The organism is Cyclobacterium jeungdonense (genome assembly GCF_010994275.1).
GTDB classification, from domain to species: Bacteria; Bacteroidota; Bacteroidia; order Cytophagales; family Cyclobacteriaceae; genus Cyclobacterium; species Cyclobacterium jeungdonense.
This window is the reverse complement of sequence record NZ_WMCD01000010.1, coordinates 1-25,358: the sequence shown is the minus strand read 5'-3', so window position 1 is coordinate 25,358 and position 25,358 is coordinate 1. Positions and strand designations below refer to the sequence as shown.

At 46.3% G+C, this 25,358-nt stretch carries 4 protein-coding genes; 2 read left to right on the top strand and 2 right to left on the bottom strand.

Annotated elements, in window-relative coordinates; genetic code table 11:
- Positions 1-99 precede the first annotated feature (99 nt).
- Positions 100-1,323 (bottom strand): permease, encoded by a 1,224-nt coding sequence (locus GKS34_RS17935; protein WP_163386364.1) that lies wholly within the window; start codon positions 1,321-1,323, stop codon positions 100-102.
- A gap of 202 nt (positions 1,324-1,525) precedes the next feature.
- On the bottom strand, positions 1,526-2,593 hold the full coding sequence (gene rsgA / locus GKS34_RS17930) for a ribosome small subunit-dependent GTPase A (protein ID WP_163386363.1): 1,068 nt from the start codon (positions 2,591-2,593) through the stop codon (positions 1,526-1,528).
- Between the two features lie 714 nt (positions 2,594-3,307).
- Here rsgA and GKS34_RS17925 point away from each other — a divergent pair.
- Together GKS34_RS17925 and GKS34_RS17920 are read left to right on the top strand one after the other, a co-directional pair.
- On the top strand, positions 3,308-3,880 hold the full coding sequence (locus tag GKS34_RS17925) for a TlpA family protein disulfide reductase (RefSeq protein ID WP_163386362.1): 573 nt from the start codon (positions 3,308-3,310) through the stop codon (positions 3,878-3,880).
- An 864-nt stretch (positions 3,881-4,744) separates the two neighbouring features.
- Positions 4,745-24,994 (top strand): malectin domain-containing carbohydrate-binding protein, encoded by a 20,250-nt coding sequence (locus GKS34_RS17920; protein ID WP_163386361.1) that lies wholly within the window; start codon positions 4,745-4,747, stop codon positions 24,992-24,994.
- The last annotated feature ends 364 nt before the right edge of the window (positions 24,995-25,358 follow it).

Sequence of the window (25,358 nt, the reverse complement as noted above, 5' to 3'; positions counted from 1 at the left end):
TCCAAAAAAAGATAGGGAATTTATGCTTCAGGGCCTATTATACGATTTGGGTGTTTTATTACTTCAATAACTTCTTGTTTTAGGTAAAGTAGGTTATTTTTATACCGTCAAGTATTTCAATACGATTCCTATAGCTAACCAAACGTAGCAGGTCAATGCGATCCACGTTAATATTTTTTCCAGAAGTGGGCTTTTTGGAGCCATTTCTTTATGATGCATTACCTCTTTTCCTTTGAAAAAACCGAGGTAAATCAATATTCCGGAAAGGGCCAAAAAAACCGCATTCAGAAAGAAGGTATAATCGATTGTAAAATGCTCTTTTTCTGTGATACTTTTTGCCGAAGATTCAGGGATCAGGCCAAAAAGATCAAAACTATAATGCAACAATAGGGAAGCGGCAATTAGAGAGGTAAACAATAGAAACAGGATAAAAAGAGACATCTTCCAGCCATAATACTTCGCATTGATGCGGAGAACGGGGAATACTACCAGATCGCTAAAAATGAACGCCATGACACCTGCAAAACTTACTCCCTTATCAAATAGCAGGGCTGCAAGAGGAATATTTCCCATAGAGCCAATAAAAGTTAGAAAAGCGGCTACCGGCCCCACCACTACATGCTCGAGTAGGGTAAAAAAGCCGAATGATTCCTGGCCTTCACCGGAGTTAATGAAGAGTGTTTGAAAGAAAGAATCGGGTATAAAGGCGGCAACGATCCCTGCGATGGTAAATCCTAACGTTACATCTTTCCATACCATTTTCCATTCCATGGCGTATTGTTTCCCAACCTTAGCCCATTTCTCTGGGGATTTAATTTTAGTTACCATGGCCGCCTCTTCTTTATGTTCTTCCTCTTTAGAGTTATCCAGCCGTTTACGCGCTTTTTCTATCATTTTTTTTGGATTGATAAGCCGGATCAGAAGCCAACTGAATAGAATGAGCAAAACACCCCCAATGTATTCGCCCACCACAAACTGCCAACCGAGAAAAATGGAAATAATGATTCCGAGTTCAATGACCAGGTTGGTGGACGCCAGCAAAAATGCAACGGATGAAACAAAACTGGCTCCTTTTTGAAACAAGGATTTTGAGGTGGCTAGAGCTGAAAAACTACAAGAGCTACTTATAAAACCAAAGAAGGTACCGAGAAGGACGCTCTTGCTTCCTTCATCGCCCATGGTTTTTTGCATTCGCTTTTCCGTAATAAAAATTTGAATTAGGGAACTGATAATATAGCCCAAAATAAATGCCCACAAGGCCATCCAGAAAAAACCTAAACTGGTATGCGCAGCATTACCCCATTGCTGGATAAATTGATTCATTGTAAATTGCACTTTTTCAGTATTTAAAACCAAGGATTAAATAATTGAAAAACCTTTGTTAATTTCCACTGGCTGGTGTCCGAACGATTTAATAGATGGTTAGTTGCGGAATTGGAAGCACCTCCCAACAAAGAGCGCCTTCATTGGGTACTTGGCGAAAGGCGTATATTCACTATACCTTGAAAATAATTAGACCAGGTAGCTAGTTTTTTTTATGGTTCATGTCTTTTTTATAGTTCTTTAGGCTTTTCCCAAACTTCTTGTCTTTTTTTCGTTTTTCAGCAATGGTAGAGTCAAAATGGGCATTCTCTTTCTCCAATTTCAGGTAATTTTCGTAGGAAGCTCGATCTATTTCTCCTTTTTCAATGGCTTCTAGTATTGAACAACCAATCTCATTTGTGTGAGTGCAGTCTTTAAACTTGCAATCTTGAGAAAGTTTGGTAATCATATCAAAAGTGATTTCTAATCCGGTAGTTGAATCGGCAATACCAACTTCTCTCATCCCAGGATTATCAATAAGTATTCCACCATTTTCAAGAATAAATAACTGCCTGTGACTGGTAATATGTCTCCCCTTATTTGTATTCCTGCTTATTGTATCTGTTTGCATTAGGGGTTTGCCAGAAAGGTTATTCAATAGAGTGGATTTTCCTACGCCTGAAGAGCCTAGCATACAGTAGGTTTTTCCTTTCTCAATATTCATTTTTATTTTTTCGTATCCTTCTTGTGTTTTATTACTTATTGCAATAATCGGAATAGCTTTAATCCGAGCGTTTAGTTTGTTCCCTATCTCAGAGATTCGATGCTCATTTATTAAATCAATCTTTGTTAGTACTATAATTGGACTAACCTTTGATGAACTACAAATAGCCAGGTATCTTTCTAGTCTGTTTATATTAAAGTCCCTATCAACAGCTTGCACCAATAACGCATAATCAATATTTGTTGCAATTATCTGCTTCTCTCCATATCTACCCACATTCCTTCTTGAAATAATTGAGTATCTTGGAAATACTTTCTGTATTAGGGAAAAACCTGAATCATAAATGGTCAGTGCAACCCAATCTCCAACTGCGGGAAAATCTTCTCGATGATTTGATGAAAAACGTAAGTTCCCTGTTATTTCAGCGTCGATATCTCCTTTTTCTGTTTTTACAACATACCTTTCTTTATGCTCGGAAACGACCCTTCCAATCTGAAAGTCATTCAGGTTATTCTCAATCCTGAACTTTTCAAGTTTATCATTATAACCAAATTCCTCTAATTTCATTTTTATGATTGATCGCGAGTTTTTAGCATGAAGCACAACGAATCTGGCCATGGAGTATCTGGAGTTTCGTAGCCGAATTCCTGTATGTCTACGGTCAGTTCGTTAGTTAAACCAACTTGTTGTTTACCGTTAAGCAAGAGCAATGCAAAAGCCGATAAGGGTGCTTAGAATATTAAATATAGTTCAAAAAGCTCAACCGTCCAAAGGATTAAAGTTTGGTACCATTGGCTATCAGTATCTCTTAAACATTATTGGAAGTAGGAGATCCGTACCCAGAACAGAAAATGATTCGGCGATAGGCTCGTAAAAATAACTTATCTTCTCCTTGGTTACGGTAATGGGCAGGGCCGGACACCCGAAGGGCAGCGCTTTCGCTTTTCCCGATAAATATCTCTAATAACATTAAAAACATTCGAGTACTGCTAATTTTGACCTGCTCGATTAAGGAGCGGCACTGTAAGGTATCCGTTATGGGCGGAAAATTAGATCGTAGGGAGTGCAGGGTTATCAAAACCCCTGACCCCTACTTTAGTCGACTATTTTTTTGTATAATTGATAGTCAGTAATAGGTGTTTTAATCAGTCATTTCGGATGTTACATCGCTTTCTGTTAAAGTAATAACTTATATTAATATCTTCGTTTTGAAGATATTAGGTATAAAAAGTCACAGTACTCTTTCACATAAACCTGTAGCTTTGTACAAAATTAGAATTTATGAATTGGAAAAAAGAAATCAAAAGTTGGGGGATTATGTTGGGGGTCTTTGCTTTCCTGTATTTTACCGGATTGATGACACCCATCATTGGAGGCGTTCAATCCCTGGTATTATCTACTGGGCTGATCAGGCCAAAGGTACTTTTGGAAGATAAAACAAAGGAAACGTTTGACTTTAGTGGCCAATTTTTGGATACAGATGGAGATCGGGTAGGGCTTTCCCAGTATCGGGGTAAAACCCTATTTATCAACCTTTGGGCCACCTGGTGTCCTCCCTGTCGGGCTGAAATGCCCCACATTTCCAGTTTGTACGACAAGGTTCAAAATGACGATTCCATTGAGTTTTTGATGATTGCGTTGGATGATGATTTCCGAAAAAGCATGGATTTTGTAGAGGATAAGGGTTTTTCTTTTCCTATTGTACATGCTGCATATGGGCTGAATCCTTCCCTGCAAAGCCAGGCCATACCTACTACCCTGGTAGTGAATCCTGAAGGAGAAATCGTGTTTTACCAGGAAGGGATGAGTAATTTTGATAATCAGGAATTTCAGGAGTTTCTGCAAGGTTTGTAAGGAATAATCGGGCTAAAATCAGCTCGGCTACTCCTCTGCCGAGGACAGATTTTATACCACATTGAAGGGCTGGCCGCCACCATCCAAAAGCCGCGTAGAGGGTGGCGCTTATTTGGTGCCCATGCATCCCACCATGTCTTCTCCGTTGCCCTTGCGGTCGCAGCTACCGGTATTGCAGTTTTAAAGGATGTCATCTTATTTTTTTGCGTTATTAAAAGGGTATGAAGTTTTACGCAGAGGGGAATAGCTCCCTGGAATAATACCGCCAGATAAGTTCGTTCCAAAGCTGATGGAAGCGGGTACATAGCCCGATTCTCATATTCGAATAAATCCCGAAATGCGTCCTGCAATCCCTGTGAGCCGGGGGCTGAAAAATTATTACTGAATAGAGCTCTTAAAGCTAAAAAAATATTGAAATAGTTTTATAGAAGCACTAAAGTTTCACTACCTCTCGGTGTCTTTTTGAAAGGATAGAAAATGACTCAAGATCTTCCTGCAATTATTTTATTCAAAACAACCTCTTAGAAAAAATATTTTTTTGATTTTTTTTTCCACTTTTCATTTAGCCGGGTTGTTTACAGACTTTAGAAATAGATTGGCAATATAATAGAAATATTTTTAGAATTTGAGATTTTTTTTCCAGTAAAATTATTGTGTAAAAATCGGACGAATTGTAGGTAAAATGGAACAAAAAAATTTTTTAAAATAAATAATTTGTTTTTTAAATACAGATATACGTCTTTTGAATTTGAAGTAGGTTTTAGTTTTTAGCGTAATTGGATTCTGTCGTGATCTTGTCAGGGTACAATTTCTATTTACGAATTTCTATTCAGAAAGTAGGTTTATCACATTATTTTCATTCTCATGAAACACCGTTACCTGTCCAAAGTACTCTTTTTCTTGCTGTTATTTTTTAACGCGGCAGAAATTTCAATCAACGTAGCTCGCTCCTATTCCCCTGAGTTTGATGACGTGCTTCCATTGGAAGATCCTCAGCCGGAAGTCCGGATTGACCTTACGGGCAAAGTCCGTTCCCTGGAAGCTCCCTGCCCTGGCATTAGTCCCCTGGATTGCAGCCAGATTCTACAGGGTTTGCCGGTAAATTTTGATTTTACCCAAAACCAGGGAGGTCTTTCGGAATCCGGATTTACCATGGTGCTGGAACCCAGTGCTCCTCTGACAACGCCCACCAATTCGGACGTACCTGGATACGAGCCTGGCCAGATTAGCAGGGATGTCAGCGGGCTGAGTATAATCAGCACCAAAGGGATCTTTTACAGCCAGCCATCTGGTACTCCTTCCAGTAACAATACCAATTCGCAGGTAAATGCGCTTGGTGTAGAACTGGCAGTTCCCACCGGAACGTTTAGCGTTTCCTCTACCCTGATCAATCCCAATTTTCAGGTAAGTAACGGAAACAGTTCCCAGCAAGCAGGAATCTGGTTTGGGAAAGACGAAGATCACTACGTCAAACTGGTGGTGGTGAAGAACGGTGATCCTAACCAGCGGAAAATCCAGCTACAGGTGGAAAATATGGATAACACTACCAGCCAGACTGCATTTTTGGAAATAAATACGGCTAATCTATCGACTGATACCGGCCCGATAACCCTGCGCCTGGAGTTTGACCCTGTAGCGAATACGGTACAGGGTTTTTACCGTTTGGGAGCAGGAGAAGAAGTGCTGGTTACCGGCCCTGAAGGAGACAGCCGGTCGGTTCCGGCATCTTATTTTTCAGGACAAACCTACTCCGGGATTTTTACTTCACACCGGAATGCAGCAGCGGGTGAACCTATTACGGGTTTGTTTACGGACTTTTCCATTGAGGAAGCCCCGGTAGCCGATCCAGGTTTGGTTGCCATCCCTTATCGGATGAATGTGGCCGGATTTGATTACTCCAAAGACGGAGATTTGTTTTTGGAGGAAAACATGGATTACCTGGTGGAAACCGAGGAAACTACTGCTTCCTTTACCTCCTACTCCCCTTACGAGGTCAGCGGAGGCCATCAAGACCTTTACTATCCCAGAAGATTTGGGGCTAATTTTGGCTACGACTTCCCTATAGCTAACGGGCAATATACTGTTCGGGTCCACATGGTGGAGAATTATCAAACCACTGCTGGCGCCCGCATTTTTGATATCCTTATGGAAGGAGAACTTGCTCAGGACAACCTTGACCTGTTTGAGCTATACGGAAAGGGCGTGTTGGGAATTACCCAAAACAACGTAACTGTTTCGGATGGAGAACTGAATTTGCAATTTATTGCTTCAGCCAATAATGCTCTTATCCAGGCCATAGAAATTTTACCATTGACCGCCAGTGCGGAAAAGGATATTCTTGGTTTTTCCGTAAATGACCAAATCAGTGCAGAGACAGATTTTGAGGCCGGAACCATCGAAGTAGTGATGCCTCCGGGAACGGATTTAAGTTCGTTAGCCCCAGACTTTACTCTATCGAATAATGCTGTGGTAACCCCTACCTCCGGTAGTACCCAGAATTTCACCAGTCCGGTTACCTACACCGTGACGGCAGAAGATGGTAGTACTCAAGATTGGACAGTAACGATCACGGCCCTCCCCTCAGATTTTTCCTTTATTGAGAATTTTGACAATTACGGGACAGGCAACCTACATGAAATTGCTCCCACGCAATGGCTGAAAGAAAATGCTGGAGATGCTTCCATTCCGGTTGTGAATGAAGGTTTAAGCGATAACACGAGCCATTACCTGGATTTTTCCCTGGGTAATCATGCGCATGACCTGATCCCATTGACTAACAATCCCGTAACTCTGACACCAAACGTTCCCTTCTATTTCGCTACCTATTTTCAGGTAAATAGCTTGGGAACCGGTGCAGGTGACAGAATACGAACGGCTATCCGAATCGACGAAAATTCAGGAGCTACCCCTTGGGTACGTTTACAAATGGCAAAAGGAGGCGGTACGGGCCTGATAGCGCGTGTCGGCCTGGCTGGTCCAGCTTCTGATAATGGTACCGAAGAAGTACCCTTTGGAGAAACCGTCCAATTTCTGGTGAAGGGAGTATGGGACGGAGCCTCCAGCATTGCCTACCAATGGACCCTGGCGCCTACCGTTTCTGAAGCGGCCAATACCTGGACGAATGCCGGAAACCAAACCGTCTCCGGGACCCCTCAGATCGGGCGCTTGTTTATCAGTTCTGCTTCTACCAACAATGCCAAAGTCGGCCCAGTCCGGTTAAGTACGGACTATTCTCAGGTGGTGACGGAAGATTTGAATGCAGTCCCACTTCTTTCAGGAAATGCGATAAGCTCTTTTTCGCTGGCCGAACAGGCTGAAGAAGCATTGATTGATGCCGAAAATCATACCGTATCCGTACTTGTGCCGTTTGGTACCGATCGTACCGCGCTATCCCCAACTTACATCCTCTCTGAAGCGGCTTCTGCCATACCTGCCAGTGGTGAAAGTCAGGATTTTACCAATCCAGTAGAATACACGGTTACAGCAGAAGATGGAACAGTTCAAGTTTGGACCGTCTCCGTAAGCGAAAAAGCTGAAGTAGCCAAAGGCTTTCAGACCTTTAGCCTTTCCGGAGGAATTGGAGAGGTAAACATCAATCAGGTTAATCAGGAAGTGACGATTCTTGTGCCCTTTGGCACTGATATTACGGCACTTACTCCGGAATTTACCTTTGATGGTTCAGAGGTAAGCCCAGCATCGGGTCTTGCTCAGGATTTCACCAATCCGGTTATTTACACCTTTATCGGTTCAGACGGGTCTAGTGCTGAATGGACTGTATCCGTAACAGTAGCTTCTGGTTTTGCGGCCAACATTAACTTCCAGGACCGAACTACAGTTCCTCCTGCGGGTTACCTGATCGATTATGGTAAGCAATTTGGCCACGCCTCCCTTGCCTTTAACGAAACGGATTACGCCTACGGGTGGAAGTTGAAATCAAGTGGAGCCCCTTTTGATGCTTCCGATGAAGCTGCTAATAACAGCACTGGAGTAGGCAGAAACCGTATAGTTGGCAGCTATAGCAGTGCTCCCGTTCAGGAACAATTGGAAGGTACTTTGGTTCATTTTCAGGGTGACAACATACTTAACGCAACTGGAGGAGTTCAGTCCTGGTCCGGGCAACCCAGAGGCAATGAACTATTCTGGGAAATGGAAGTTCCCAACGGCATCTATGAAGTGACTGTAGGATTGGGAGATGCCGGAACCGACCTGGATAGCCGCCACAGTGCAACGGTAGAAGGCTACACCGTAGTCCCTGCCTTTGTCCCGGAAGCTGGTGAAAACAGAAACGGAACCCTGATCGTGGAAGTGACAGATGGGTTGTTGACTATGAATGGGTTAGGAGGGTACAACTCAAAAATTAATTATATTAGGCTAATAGAAAGTTCGGGAACACCCGCATCCGGGCAGTTAAGTTTTGACCCGGCCCTGGTGAATTCCAGCCTTGCTCCCGGAGCCACCGGAGCATTCAGCAGTACCCTGACTGGTTCCGGTGCCGGCAATATAGGATTGGTGATTGATGACAATATTAATTCCGAAGATAAACTCATTACTGGAAGCAATGATTGGCTCAGCTTACCCCAAACTGCCGCGCTTGGCTCGATAGATTTTAGCATAGATGCCAGTGCATTGGCAGAGGGAGAGACTCGAAACAATACGATCATCGCCACTGCGCAAGGCTATCAACCAGCAGTGCTGGAGGCCGGATTATCAATAGCGACTCCATTATCGGCTGACAAATCCATTGAGACTTTTGCCTTGCAGGGTGGAATCGGTACGATTAGTATTGATGCAGAAAATGAAGCCGTAAACATTCAGGTGCCTTTTGGTACAGATGTTACTACATTGACTCCGGAATTTACCATTTCAGGAGCATCTGTTACTCCTGTTTCGGGAACATCCCAGGATTTTACGAATCCAGTTGTCTACACCGTGTTGGCAGCCGATGGAAGTGAATCGGATTGGACAGTGACGGTCCTTGTAGAGACGCCCGATCCTTGTTCTCCATGGAGCTTGTTGGATTGCAACGGAATTCCCAAGGCCCTTCCTTTGCGATTGGAATTTGATGGAACTGATGGTGGCCTGGAAGATGGGAGTGGGGTTGGTACAGGATTTACGATGGTAGATCCACATTCAGAATCCAGGCTGGCGGCTGATTTGCCGGTGACCTATCCAGAAGTCATTGGGTACGAGCCTTCAAAAATAGCTGTAAATGGAGGAAATCTGAGACTTACTGCCTCCAAAGGTATCGCCTACCTGAATCCAGGGCAGAGTGGCAATACGAATACGCAGGTTAATAGCCTGGGTGTAGGGATAGCCGATCTTTCGCAGCCATTGGTGATCGAAACCCAATTGCTTGGGATCGCTACCGGAGGCAATTCCGCACAGTCCGGTATTTGGTTCGGTTTGGACGAAGATAATTTTGTGAAACTGAATGTAAATGCGAATAACGTAGAACTACGCAAAGAACTTAATGCCCTATCAGTAAATGGAACCGATTCTCCGGATCAGATTCAAGTGACAGATGTGGGTGTTAACGGCCAGAACGTTACGTTACGCATGGTAGTGGATCCACAAGCCATGACCATTACCGGATATTACGCTATTGGCTCAGGCGATTTTGTGGAGTTGAGTAAGACCGGTTTGGAATCCATGAGTCTACCTCAGGATTACCTGAACGGTTTGACTGTTGGAGATGAGACAGGCCTGGCTTTTGCCGGTATTTATTCTTCCTACCGAAACGGAAGCACGGCATTTGATACGGACTTTGCCTATTTCTCAGTAGATCAGGAAACGCCACCGTTGAGCCTGGACTTCTCGGTTTCTCAATTGAATTTTTCAGGTGAAGAGGGGGCAACCATTGCAGCTCAGTCAGTGGAATTGACTTCCAGCACTGGAAATCCAACCATCGTTATTTCGGATGATCCGGATTCAGGCGAATGGTTGACGCTCCCCACCAACCCTGCTTTGGGAACACTTGAATTCAGCGTGAAGGAAGATTTAGAGCCAGGCACCTATTCCACCATGGTTATGGCAATAGACCAGCCGGATCTGGGATATAGCAATGCGGAAATGGAGGTAAGCCTGGTGATCACGGAAGCAAACGTCGATCCGGGTACACCTGATTTTGAAGCAAACATTAATTTTTCTGATCCCGAAACCGCAGCTCCATCCGGTTATTTGCGAGATGCAGGTGATGCTTATGGGGATAGGGGCAACGGCTTCAGCTATGGCTGGCTGGATGCAGCAGGAAATACCCTTGCTGACCTTACCCTTAACGGCAGAAACCGTGAAGTAGCCGGAGTATCAGTTTTAGAAAATACGCTTTCCCACATGCAATATGGGGATGTTTCAGACAATGCAGCCAATGGTTATTTGCCGGATGCCAAATGGGAATTAGCTGTTCCCAACGGCTCTTATAGTGTCACGGTAGGTGTGGGTGATCCGAATGTAGATGGTTCGGTAGAAGACACACCATCGCATACCATAAATGTGGAGGGTATTTCTGCCATAAACGCTTTTGTTCCCCAAGGAGAAACAGGAGCTCCAGGCCGATTTACTACCGGCACCGTACAAGTAGTCGTTGCGGACGGGCGTTTGACCCTGGATCCGGGAACCGGCTTCAATACCAAGATTAATTTTGTTCGCATTACCGCTACAGAAGGAGGGGTACAAACGCCTCGAATCCTGGGTGTGAATCCGGAAAACGGAGCCATTAACGTATCGGTTACTACCAGTGTTTCCGCCAATAACCTATTCTTGCCCAATCCGAATGAAAGCGGATTAACCAGTGTAGACAACAGCACCATTACCAATAGTACTGTGAGGTTATTTAAGCAAAGCAGTAATACTCCTATTGGCGCCAGCGTCAATGGAACCGGAGGCGGTGACGCCATCAACCTGGTGCCAAGTTTGCCATTAGAAGCAAATACAACTTATGTCTTTGAAGTAGATGGCGTGAAAGATCTTGCCGGTGAAGCGTTTGAGCCTTTTACTTCCTCCTTTACTACTGGTTCCGGAGGTTCTTCAGGACCCACTACTGACCTCGACAACGTGTCCTTCACGAAGCAGGGAGCAGTTGCTTCCGGGGCAGAATACACGACGCTTACCATAGGGCCTGAAAATAAACTGTACGGACTGACCATTGGAGGGGATATTCACCGCTGGACCATCAATGCAGATGGAACTCTATCTGGAAAGCAAACCCTTTCTGCATGGAAATCTGCTTACAACGGTCGCACAGCAGTCGGATTGGAATTTGATCCGAATGCGACCGCAGGAAATCTGATTGCATACGTATCGCACAATTCTGCTGGGCTAAACAGTGCCCCAGATTGGGATGGTAAGCTTTCGCGATTGACTGGAGCGAATCTGGAAAATGAAGAATTGCTGGTAACCAACCTGCCCAGATCCCTGAGAGATCACCTGACGAATAGCATCGCTTTCCGACCTGGTGAGCCTAATATGCTCTACTTTAACCAGGGTAGTAACAGTGCCGGAGGAGCACCGGATGGTGCCTGGGGTAACCGGGAAGAAAGCCTGCTTTCAGCGGCAACGCTGAAACTGGATCTGACAAAACTTCCAGCTACGCTTCCTTTGGACGCCATGACGACGCGTAATCAGTCGGCCATAAATAATGTGGATATCAATTCACCCACACTGGACGGCATGTACAACCCGTACTATGTGAATGCCCCACTTACCTTGTTTGCTACGGGAGTTAGAAACGCCTACGATTTGGTTTGGCATTCCAATGGTCAAATGTACGTGCCAGCCAACGGAACTGCAGGTGGAAGCAATTCCCCTGCCTCTGTAAGCGGTACCCGCAGACCGGATGGCACCATTTATGACCATTCCGATGCCGACTATCCGCCAATTTCTGCCTCAAATAATAACAATGTTCAGCGAGACTGGCTGTTCCGAATGAACCCTTCGGCAGGATTAGGTTATTACGGCCATCCAAATCCGTTCAGAGGGGAATTTGTTCTGAATCGCGGGGACGCAGATGTGGATAATTCTGTATATAATGGCGTGCAACCCGACGTGAATTATCGGGGTGCGGCCTTTGATTTTGAATTTAATAAATCTCCAAACGGAGTTATTGAATACCGAAGCAACGCCGAAAATGGAAACCTAACTGGTGCCTTATTGGTAGTCCGATACAGCGGAGGCAGTGATATCATTGCCCTGGTACCAGATGGACCGAATGGCGACATTTCCACCTTCAAGGAGGGCATACCCGGATTTACCGGATTTGGTGATCCGCTAGACCTGATAGAAGATGTTAGCACTGGAAATATCTACGTTTCAGATTATGCCAGAAGCGAGATTGTACTGCTCAAACCAAGCAACCAGGCTGCTCCGGCGCCATCCATTGCGGTTGGTACCGAAGAGGTAGTTGGTGATGCTGTTGTTGGAGGATCTATTTTCGAAGAAGAAATTTTGTTGTCCAATTTGGGTAATGCACCTCTGGAAGGAATTACGACCACGATAACCGGTACCCATAGCGACCAGTTTACCGTGACCGGGCTTCCTACGGTAGTCAATGCCCAAAATTCGGCTTCCTTTACCGTGGAATTTACCCCGGCGAGTACCGGTCCTAAGTTCGCGCTATTGACCATTTCAGGTCAGAATGCTGATCCGGTGCAGATAAGCCTGAGTGGATTGGGTAAAATTGGTACTGGCGGAAACGAAGAACCATCTCTGCAGTGGATCCTGGATAGCCAATTGGGACAAGGATTGATTGACGTGGGAGATACTGATCCGGCTACCAACCTAATCAATTTACCTGCGGGAAGTTCGTATAACAACCTGCTGGGAGATGAGCTCGACATTCAGTATTTCCAACGTGCTACAGATGCACCGGTAGAAATCGAAGTATTAAGCGTTTACGGACCGGAAGGCAACAATCCGATTACCGGATTTGGCTGGTACAGCAGTGGTGATGGTGGTTCTACCCAGGAATTGTTCACCGTTCAAAATAATATTTCCGGAAATGGACAAACCCTGAATCCGGTCATTACTGGAAGTACTTCCTTTGATCCGGGAACGGGAAGTTTCGGGTTCTATAACCGCTGGCCATTCTTCAGCAACCGCTTCCTTTACAGCGAAGATGCGTTGAATAGCTTTACCGGCGCCATCCCGCATCATATTCGGGTATATGCATTACCTGGTGAAGCAAATGCTTACATTATCGCGACAGAAGAACACGTAAGTGGATTTGACTACCAGGACATTGTGGTGATTGCCAGAAATGTAAGGCCATTCGATGGGGGATCGGATGGATGTTCACCCATCAGTTTACTGGATTGCAGTGAATTAGAAGCGGGATTACCGTTTAGCCTGCAGTTTACCGGTGATGAAGGCGGCTTGGGCAATACAGGCTTTACCATGGTGGACAATCCGTCGGCCCGCCTCGATATAGACGGAGCCGTATCCTATCCAAATGTACCCGGATACGAACCGGGTAGATTAAGCTTGTCAGGAGGAAACCTACTTGTGAATGCCGCAAACGGAATTGCTTACCGTACCAATGGCAGCACCAATACGACCAGCACGGATGTTAATTCCCAAATCAACACGCTGGGAGTCGGGATTGACGCCAATGGGAATGGTAATTTCAGTATTAGTACTACTGTTCTGAACCCTTACAGCGATGGCTCAGATAACTCTGAACAGGCTGGAATCTGGTTTGGATTGAATGAAGACAACTTCGTTAAGTTGGTTGTCGCCAATGGTGGAAAAGTGGAGATTCTGAGAGAAATCAATGGATTGGCTCCTGCAGACGTTGCAAATAATATTCAGGCGAACGGTGTTTCGGCCATTCATAGTAGTGCGGTCACCTTGCGATTGTATGTAGATGTAGAAAACAACCTACTCACTGGTTACTACAGTCTCAATGGAGGTGTAGAAATCGAATTGGGCTCAGTGGCGCTTCCTGCCACCTATCTCAATGGTAACCCTGCCCATCAGGACCTGACCTTTGCCGGCGTTTTTGCCAGCAAGCGAAGGGAGACCGTATCCGAGGTGGTGTACACATTTACTGAATTTGAGATTACTCCGGATCAACTGCCAGCAGGAGATTTTGATCCTATAAAAATCAACTTTTCCAGGGCCATAGACGATGTACCTGCCGGTTATATCAAAGACAGCGGGGCTCCTTATGGGGATCGTGGAAACGGATATGACTATGGCTGGTTGACCACGAATGGACAAACGCCGCTAAACCTGGCTGACAATACCCGTAACAGGGATTTGGCCGGAGTGAATTTAATCCAAAATACCCTAATACACATGCAGTATGGGGATGCAGGAGGCACCAATGGTGTCACAACTGAAGGAATATGGGAATTGGATGTACCTAATGGTACCTATGAGGTAACCATTGGTGTAGGAGACCCTGAAGTAGACGGGCAGGAAGGTACTACTCCTTCCCATACGATCAACGTAGAAGGAGTCAATGCCGTGGATGGCTTTGTGCCAACTGGAATTGACGGTGCTTCAAGCCGAATGACCTCTGTTTCAGTCACGGCAACCATACTTGATGGACGATTGACCATAGATGCCAGCGGTGGATTTAACACAAAGGTTCATTCTTTGGAAATCGTGCAAAAAACCGATTCCAATGTGCCGTTGTTTATCAATGTTACACCTGCGAATAATGCCACAAACGTTTCCCTAAATGACCTTCAGGTAAATGTAGAAATCCTGACTCCGGATGGTTACGAATTGGATAATGGTACGCTTGCTGGAAACATCAACTTGTACGAGTTGACGGTAGATGGAGAAGTTTTCGTGCCGAGTAACTCCAACGATACCGGTGGAGGAGATGCCATTACGCTTACCCCAATCGAGCAGTTAAAAGAGAACACAACCTATTTGTTCCGTATTTCGGGAGTGGAAGCAAATCGCACCGGTGATTTATCAGATCGGTTGACCTTTGCCACCTTTGAATCCAGATTTACTACAGGTACTGAAGATGATTTACCTGTTCCGGTTAGGGATCTGGAAGGGGTAGCCTTTACTGCCGTTCCTGGCGGAACGGATTTGGGAGAGGGTACTGTCAATGAACGGTTCTCAAGTTTGGTAATCGGACCTGACGGGAAGCTTTATGCCAGCACCGTGGGAGATTTCCAGTCTGACGGAAAGATTTTCCGCTGGGATATAGAGGCTGACGGTACCTTGATTAACCTGGAAGTATTGAGTCCGGAATTAAACGGTTCACCACATCCGGAGACCGGAATGATGGCTGGAAACAACCGTCTGATAATAGGTTTGGTATTTGACCCTGCATCGACTGCGGATAACCTGATCGCCTATGTGACGCATAGTGCTGCCTCGTTAACTAACGGGCCGGCATGGGACGGAAAACTGACCAAATTGACAGGTCCCGATTTGAATACCGTGCAGGATTTGGTAATTCACTTGCCGCGCTCTACCAAAGATCACCTGACCAATAGCCTGGCCTTTGATGAGGAGGGACTGATGTACATTGCTCAGGGAAGTAATTCTGCGGGTGGAGCCCCCGATCCTGCCTGGGGCAACCGGGCGGAGCGATTGCTTGCCGCTGCAGTACTGAGGGTAGATCTGGATAAATTGCCAGCGAATCTTCCGCTGAGCGTGTATACCACGGACGATATCGGAGTGATCAATGCAGCTCCTTCAAATGGACTATTGATGGGAGATGGGTCTACTTATAACCCCTATTCTGCAGATTCGCCGGTGACTATATTTGCCACCGGTATCCGGAATGCCTACGATTTGATTTGGCACTCCAATGGTTGGCTATATGTGCCGACGAATGGAACGGCCGGTAACAATAGCGATTCACCAAATTCTCCGTCAACGAATAACTACTCATTGGCAAGGAGAATTGATGGGCTGTCCAATATTCCTTTTGCGCCTGCACTCACAGGAGGAGAAACACAAAAGGACTGGTTGTTCAAAACCCAGGGTGGCAGTTATCACGGGCATCCTAATCCCTATAGGGGAGAGTTTATCCTGAACCATGGAGGAATGCCATATAGTGGTGTACCAGGCCAGGAAACCGAGCCTTACAGGGATGTGGCAAAGTACCCAACTACTTTGGGCCCTGATCCGAATTACAGAACCCCTGCCTATGACTTTGGAAAAAACAAGTCTCCAAACGGCGTGATTGAGTATAAAAGTGATGCCTTCGAAGGCAGGCTGCAGGGACTGTTGATGGTAGTAAGGTTCAGTGGACAGGACGATATCTTCGTCATGGAGCCGAACAACAATGGGAACATTGGTGAAGTATACAATCAGATACCTGGTCTGGGAGGATTTGATGATCCTCTGGATTTGGTGGAAGATCCCAATACTGGAAACATCTATGTATCAGAATATGACAGGGACAACAATGGCATCGCCAGACTGACCTTGTTGCGCGCGGCCATCCCGGCAACATTGAAGCCAGAACTGGTAGCTGCGCCTGAGGAATTGTTGTTTGAAACGACCAACAATACTGCGGGAGATCAGTCTCAGACCAAAGTGGTGGAAATCACCAATGAAGGAAACGAGGGAGTGACCATTACGGGTGTTTCGGTAGCCGGACCTTTTGCGGATCAGTACGACCCGGTAAGTCCTGTCGGTACGGCAACCCTGGCGCCTGGAGAATCGATCACATATTCGGTGACCTATGCGCCCGATCTGAATACCAGTAACCTGGGATATCAGGAAGCGGTATTGGAAATTGCTACCGATAATCCGGAGCAGCCAGTGCTGGAAGTAGGGCTGCATGGCTTGAAGAAAACCGGATTTGAAGGTGGAAACGAGCCTCCCCTGCAGGATGTGGTAGATGCCCTTGGTATTGGTATCAATGTAGGCTGGACATCCCTTTCGGATGGTACGCAGCCAGTATTGAAAGGAGATGAGGTGTTGGTACAGCAGTGGGTGAAAGCTGGTGCTGAGGACGTGAAAATCACACCGATTGGTAGGTATTCGCCAGATGAGGAAATTCCTTTTGGCTGGTATACCGAGGATGAATCGATTACGCTTAATGAAGTAGGGGTGATGTCCGGAGAATTTGGACAGCATCAAACCCTTTATCCCGAAATTTCTGAAGGTACGGATACATTTGATCCTCAGGGAGCTGTTTTTGGGGTCTACGTAACTTCTCAGGTATTTAACCGAACCAATTATACAGAAGACGATCTGAACACAGAAGTAGCCAGACGGGTGAGAACCTACCCTGTAAAGGACAGGGAAGGTAATCTTGTAGAAAACAGTTACCTCATCAATTTTGAAGATGCTTCCAATGGTGATTACCAGGATTACATGTTTGTCATTGAAAACGTGATTCCATTTGAAGACGGTACCCTGCGATTGGAATTTGATCCGGAGGTACTGGCATTGAACGGAACCGTAAACGATTCGGATCCTGTGGTACAGGAAGTAACCCTTTCAGCGAATGGAGGATTAACCGCAGGTGAAGTAAGCCTGAGCAGTTCGGACCCCAGGCTCAATCTGCCCGCGACCTTCGAATTGGGTACGCCATTTGAAATCAGCTTTGACAAGGCTGGCCTGGCGATAGGAAACTATACCGCCACGCTTACGGCGGATGCTCCAAATTACGAAGCGGCAACGCTGGAAGTTAGGGTGAATATTACCCAGGAAGCCGTCTATGTGTATCAGTTTAACTTCCAGACTCCGGAGCAAATTTCACAATCTCCAGAAGGCTATGTTGATGACCTGGGTGCTCCGTATGGCTTGCAAACCACCGATTTGGGACAATTGAATTTCGGATGGGTACTTCCAGGTACCGAGACACCGGCAGATGCCAGTGTCAATGGACGAAACCGAAATACGGTTGCAGACGAGGATCCCTTGTTAAATACCTTTACTATTATCGGTCACCGCACGACAGCCACCTATCCGCAAAGAGATTGGTTGGTGGAGCTTCCAAATGGATTGTACAATGTAAACATCAGTGTGGGGGATCCGGATTACACGGACAGCTACCATTCCCTGGATGTGAATGGAGTCCGGGTGATAGACTTCAATCAGGAAAGTAGCAATCCGGATAATTTGGTTCATTTCGAAAACACCGAGATGGTGGAAGTAACCGATGGCAAATTACGACTGAGCCTCGCTGCTCAGGGTGTGAATGCCAAGCCGAATTACATACGGATTGCACCTATCAATACAGCTGCTCTTCCGCCAACTCTTAGTGTTGAATTTGAAGGTTTGCAGGCAGCAGAGGGCGTTTACAGAGGTCCTGTTTCCATTAAACTGATTGCTGCAGATCAAAGTGAGAGCGGAGCTATCGAGCGATTGGAATACAGTATTAATGGAGCCGCCTTTGAGAGCTTTACAGAGCCGTTCGTTCTGGATGAAGCGGGTGATTTTGAATTGCTGGTAGAAGCAGAAGATGCCAATGGCAATATCACTTCCAGAAATTACTCCTTCAGCATAGAGGAACCAACCAATGCCCTGTTGGGAATGGAAAACATGACCAAAGTCCCAGGCACAGAGAGAGGCTTCCCTGCAGAAGATTACTTTACCTTCTACAGAATCAACAATACCGGTTCTACAGGAGCGAAATTCCATGACAATAATGTCATGAGACTGAACAACACGGGTACAGAACCTTTGGTAATTGATGAGATCATTATTTCCGATGAGAATCGGTTTATCTACAACATCGTTCCGCAAGGTATTGAATCCACTGAGTTACCTATGACTATACAGCCAGGTAGCTCCAGGGACCTTTCGATCACGTTCATTGGTGTAAATGGAAACAATACCACCATGATGAAAGAGACCCTTGAAATTGTTAGTAACGCCGATAATGGCGAAAATGCACTTGCAACGCTTCACGGTGGATATGTACCGGTACCGGAAGGGGGTAAGGAGATAGATGCCCAGCAGGTATTTGATGCCTTTGGTTTCAAGACCAGCATGCTGAGTATCGTGAATGACGAAGGCACTATTAATCCACCGAATACGATTACCTATCGACCGAGTTCGAATTATCCAATTCCGGAAAATATTGATGCCGGATATGAAGGAGACATGATCCTGTCCGATAACTTCGTGCAGGCAGACCCCACCAAACCGGTGATTGGCATTCAATTATCGGCCCTTCACGGAGGACCATCCAGCAATGGATCCCGGTTTGTAGAAGTGGACGGAACCGGCACGGTAGGAGGTATGAGCTTTAGCCATCAGGCCGATTGGTATCAGACCCTACTTCCAAAAGCAGGTGATAATGAGACCGTCAATTTCGATGTTTCCAACAGCATCTCTCAGGCCTTCCGAATTTCAGTTTCCAGTTACCTTTCTAGTGGAGGAAACAACATTAATGGGGACCGTCCGGACCTGCTCGGGTTGAGAATATACAAGGCAATTGACCGGGAGGGCAACATCATACCTAACGAATACATTGTCCTTCAGGATTTTGTTCAGAATGGATGCGGTGCCGGATCGGCCAACTGTGATTGGAATGATAATACCTTCTATTTCATCAATATCCGACCGGAAGCAGTACCTACTGCAACTGCCCTGGAAGATTACATGGCAGATCCTGGAGAGACCATCAGTATGGATCTATCCGGATTCTTTGACAAAGGATATCCAGGCAACAAGCTGCAATATAGTGCTACGCTTGTAGGAGGCGCTGCACTACCGGGCTGGTTAACCATATCCAGTGAAGGAGTGTTGTCCGGAACGGTGCCTGGAGATGAAGCCAACAATTACAACCTGCTGGTGACGGCAACCGATCTCAATGGATTGACGGCTGATTCCGAAATGAACCTGTCGATCAACCAGGCTCCGGAAGTGGTGTTGGAAGCAAATGTTACAGAAGGAAGGGTTCCGCTTACGGTGGCATTTAGTAGTGATAATTCCACAGATGAGGGTGAAATCGTATCCTACGCCTGGGACTTTGGAGATGGAAACAGTTCAGACGAGCCCAACCCATCACATACCTTTACCAGCATAGGTACCTATACTGTAGAGCTTACGCTTACGGATGATCGTGGCCTTGTAAATTCAGCCACCCAGCAGATTGAGGTAGTGGATTTGGTTGAACCTATCGCTGTGGCAATTGCAGATGTGCAGCAAGGAATTGCTCCATTGACAGTGCAATTTGACGGCAGCGAGTCTGAAGCTAACGGTAGCATCGTAGCCTATGCCTGGGATTTTGATGATGAGAGCAGCTCTACCTTGGTAAGTCCTGCGCATACCTTTGCCACTCCGGGTACCTATACGGTAAGCCTGATGGTAACGGATGATAACGGCGAAAGTGCACAAACAACTCTGGTAATTGAGGTGGATGAAAACCTGCCGCCAGTTGCTGTGCCGGATGCAAATGTTACCACCGGGAATGCACCGTTGACTGTTTCTTTCACGGGAGATGGTAGCAGTGATGATCTGGATGACGTGACCTACTTCTGGGATTTTGGAAATGGAGATACGTCTACCGAAGAAAACCCGGCATATACCTTTACACAGCCGGGAACCTACACAGTAGTACTGACGGTAACGGATGGAAACGGGAATGTCGACGAGCAACAGCTCGAAGTGGTGGTGACCGATCCGGGAGTACAACCTTCGTTCGAACTGCGCATAAACGCAGGTGGACCGGAAGTCTCCTTTGATGGAAAAGTGTTTGATGCCGACAACTACTTTGAAGGAGGTAAAACGTACACCAACACGAGCGCAACAGTACCGGCATTGTATCAGACAGAACGGAGTTCAACACCTAAAGTGTTTGGCTACAATGTACCGGTGCCGAATGGGACTTACGAAGTGATTTTGCACTTCGCTGAGATTTACCATGGAGCCACCGGAGGTGGAGGTAGTGGAACGGCAGGTCAGCGTGTATTTGACGTAAGCATTGAAGATGTGTTGCAACTAGATAATTACGACATCAATGCACTGGTTGGACCGCAAACTCCGGTAACAGAAGTGTTTGAAGTAGAAGTCATTGATGGCCAGTTGAACATGGATTTCTCAGCCCTATCAGAGGTTGGGGGAACAGATCAACCTAAGTTAGCTGCATTTGAAATTCTCAGTGTAAATGAGGAACCGGTGGCTCCTGACTTCACACTATATCTGAATACCGGGAGCGTAGCAGATGTAAGTCTGGAAGGCAAGACCTTTATAGGTGACATAAACTTACCAGATTATTTCGATACGGATCATACCTACACGAATGCCTCTGCAAGCACAGAACCCCTTTACCAGACGGAAAGAGGTTCGGGTGCAGATCTTGCGCCACTGAATCTAAGCATTGAAGTTCCAAATGGTACCTATACGGTAAGCACCTACCATAACGAACTTTATTTCGGGAAGGTAGTCGCTGGTGGTGCCGGAAGCAGGGTGTTTGATATCGTTATGGAAGGACAGCTTGTCAAAGACGATCTGGATCTTTTCCTTGAATCAGGTAATACCCCGGTTAAATTGACCTTTACCAATATAGAGGTAGCCGATGGATTGCTGGAGATTGCACTAAATCCAAGTGCGAACCGACCTAGTATTTCGGGTATAGCAATAGAGGGTGCAACCACGACAAATGAGCCTCCAGTTGCGGTAGCAGAAGCAAATGTTACCTCTGGCTTTGCTCCGTTGACGGTCAACTTTACGGGTACTAACAGCACGGATGCAGAAGGCGAAGTGACCTACCTTTGGGACTTTGGAACCGGTGTGACCACAACCCAGGCGAACCCTGAGTATACCTTTGCAACAGCGGGAACCTACGAGGTATCTCTGACGGTAACGGATGAGTCGGGTGCCAGCAATGTGGATGCCGTTAGCATAGAGGTGGCAGTAAATCAGCCTCCTGTAGCAGTGGCGGAAGCAGATATTACCTCCGGACTAGCGCCACTGACGGTTAACTTTACCGGTGCGAACAGCACGGATGCAGAAGGCGAAGTGACTTATCTCTGGGACTTTGGAACCGGTGTGACCACAACCCAGGCGAACCCTGAATATACCTTTGCAACAGCGGGGACCTACGAGGTATCTCTGACGGTAACGGATGAGTTGGGAGCCAGCAATGTGGATGCCGTTAGCATAGAGGTGGCAGCAAATCAGCCTCCTGTAGCAGTGGCGGAAGCAGATATTACCTCCGGACTAGCGCCACTGAGGGTCAACTTTACCGGTTTTAACAGCACGGATGCAGAAGGCGAAGTGACCTATCTCTGGGACTTTGGAACCGGTGTGACCACAACCCAGGCGAACCCTGAGTATACCTTTGCAACAGCAGGGACCTATGAAGTATCCCTGACAGTGACCGATGAATTGGGAGCCAGTGATGTGGCTACTGTAAGCATAGAGGTAGGCGCTAACCAGCCACCGGTAGCAGTAGCAATTGCTAACGTAACTTCCGGAACAGCACCATTAACGGTGAGCTTTACGGGAGATAACAGCAGTGATCCAGAGGGAGCGGTTAGTTATCAGTGGGACTTTGGAAATGGATTCACTTCCATCCAGCCCAATCCCGTTTTCACATTTAACCAGATAGGTAGCTATAATGTCACCTTGAAAGTAACGGATGCGCTAGGGGTTGAAGATACAGATGAATTAGTGGTCACAGTCTCGCCTGATATTGTGATACCGGTTGACCCTTCGTTCGAATTGCGGATCAATGCAGGCGGACCTGCGCTGAATCATGATGGTAAATTCTTTGCGGCCGATAATTATTTCATTGGCGGAAGTACGTACAGTAATACCAGCGCACCGGTGCCGGCCCTTTACCAGACGGAGCGAAGTTCTGCACCGAAAGTCTTTAACTATGCGGTACCTGTTCCGAATGGCACATACCAGGTAATCCTTCACTTTGCTGAGATTTACTGGGGAGCCAATGGCGGTGGTGCCGGGGGAGCCGGTAAGCGGGTGTTTGATGTGAGCCTGGAAGGAAATGTGGTATTGGACGACTTGGATATCAATGCAGAAGTGGGAACTCAAACAGTTTTCACAGAATCAGTCCAAGTGACAGTTACCGATGGAGAGCTGACTATGAATTTCACCTCTCTGGGTGGAGTCGACCAGCCGAAGCTATCGGGTTTTGAGATACTTGGATTGAACGAGCCGCCAGTAGCGGTAGCGACTTCGGATAACACATCCGGAACTGCACCATTGACGGTTAATTTCACCGGAGCAAACAGCAGCGATGCAGAAGGCGGCGTGACCTACCTATGGAATTTTGGTACTGGAGCCACTTCCACGGAAGCGAATCCGTCTTATACCTTTGTTGATGCAGGGGATTACGAAGTGACGCTGACCGTGACGGATGCTCAGGGAGCAACGGATAATGCCAGCATTCAGATAGCAGTGGAAGAAGCGGTAATGATACCGGTTGATCCTTCTTTCGAACTGCGTATCAATGCAGGCGGCCCGGCACTGAATCACAATGGCAACGCCTTTGCGGAAGACACCTACTTCATCGGAGGAAAAAGCTATACGAATACCAATGCAACGGTACCGGCTCTTTACCAGACCGAAAGGAGTTCCACCCCGAAAGTCTTTGATTATGGGGTACCAGTTCCAAATGGGACATACCAGGTAATCCTTCACTTTGCTGAGATATTCTGGGGAGCTAATGGTGGCGGTGCTGACGGAATTGGCAAGCGGGTGTTTGATGTGAGTTTGGAAGGTAATCTGGTTCTGGACGATCTGGATCTCAATGCCGAAGTAGGAACCCAGACCGTGCTGACCCAATCTTTTGAAGTGACGGTAAGTGATGGTGAATTGAACATGAACTTCACCTCCTTAGAGGGAGTCAATCAGCCGAAGCTATCGGCCTTTGAGATACTTGGATTGAACGAGCCGCCAGTAGCGGTAGCGACTTCGGATAACACATCCGGAACTGCACCATTGACGGTTAATTTCACCGGAGCAAACAGCGGCGATGTAGAAGGCGCCGTGACTTACCTCTGGGACTTTGGCACAGGAGCAATTTCCACGGAAGCGAATCCATCTTTCACCTTTGTTGATGCAGGGGATTACGAAGTGACGCTGACCGTGACGGATGCTCAGGGAGCAACGGATAATGCCAGCATTCAGATAGCAGTGGAAGAAGCGGTAGTGATACCGGAAGATCCCTCTTTCGAACTGCGTATCAATGCAGGCGGCCCGGCACTGAGTCACGATGGCAAAGCCTTTGCAGAGGACAATTACTTCATCGGAGGAAAAAGCTATACGAATACCAATGCAACGGTACCGGCTCTTTATCAGACCGAAAGGAGTTCTACACCGAAAGTTTTTGACTATGCGGTACCAGTTCCAAATGGTGCTTACCAGGTAATCCTTCACTTTGCTGAAATTTACTGGGGCGCCGATGGAGGCAGTACTGGAGGCAGCAGCAAACGGGTGTTTGATGTGAGTGTGGAAGGTGACCTGGTTCTGGACGACCTGGATATCAATGCCGAAGTCGGCCCCCAGACCGTGCTGACCCAATCTTTTGAAGTGACGGTAGCCGATGGTGAATTGAACATGAATTTCACTTCCCTATCGGGATTGAACCAGCCGAAACTATCCGCTTTTGAGATAATCAGCGTAAGCAGTGAAACTGTCAACTCTGAAGTTGGGTTACGTACCAATCAGGAAAACGCCCCCATGCTGGTAGCCAGTCCAATGGAAGGAACGGGACCATTGATGGTGAAATTCTCAGGAGATTTACTGGGCACCGCTGATCCGGAATTGAGTTACTATTGGGATTTTGGAAATGGAAATGCTTCCAAGAAAAAGAATCCGGTATCGATCTTTACCGAACCTGGGGTATATGAAGTTAAAGCCCGAATCAGTAAATACGGTGTACCACTTTATACCGAAACGGTGCAGATTACGGTTTTTGAAGACGTAGCAAGCCTGGAAAACGATTCGTCAACACCTGATCCGGTATTGATAAAAATGTATCCGAATCCGGCATCTACCTTCCTGAAACTTACTTTGGATCACGAGACAGAGCAAATCGCAGAAGTGCGTATATTTGATCTGAGAGGCAGGTTGGTAAATACCTTCGTGCCAGGTGACGGCAACTTTAGCAAGTCTTACGAAATCTCCGTAAATGACCTGCCAGCAGGGGTGTACTTTGTGAGTACTATCACCAATTCGGGTCACAGAGACATGCAGCGATTAATTGTGGTCCGTTAAAAGGAGCGCAGAGAATTGACTAAAGGGAGTCCGATTTTGGGCTCCCTTTTTTTTGACGTTAAAAAAGAAGCAGTAGTAGATCCGAAAAGTTTAAATACTTTTTGTTGCGTTTTTTTTTGAAAATGGTTAGCCCAATCATTTAAGATCCGAAAACCAGACATCTATACGATGATCCTATATATTTATTTGGGAATATCGAAAGGAAACAATTTGCTGGATAACAGAATTGTTGGATGGACTTACTTTGGAAAGTAAACCCAAGCTAAGGCTGATTGTAGCCCGGATTATGTTTACGAACTTTTCATTGAATTTGAGGAACAGTAACCTTTCTGTTATGAAAATGAATGCTTTATTTTTGATAATT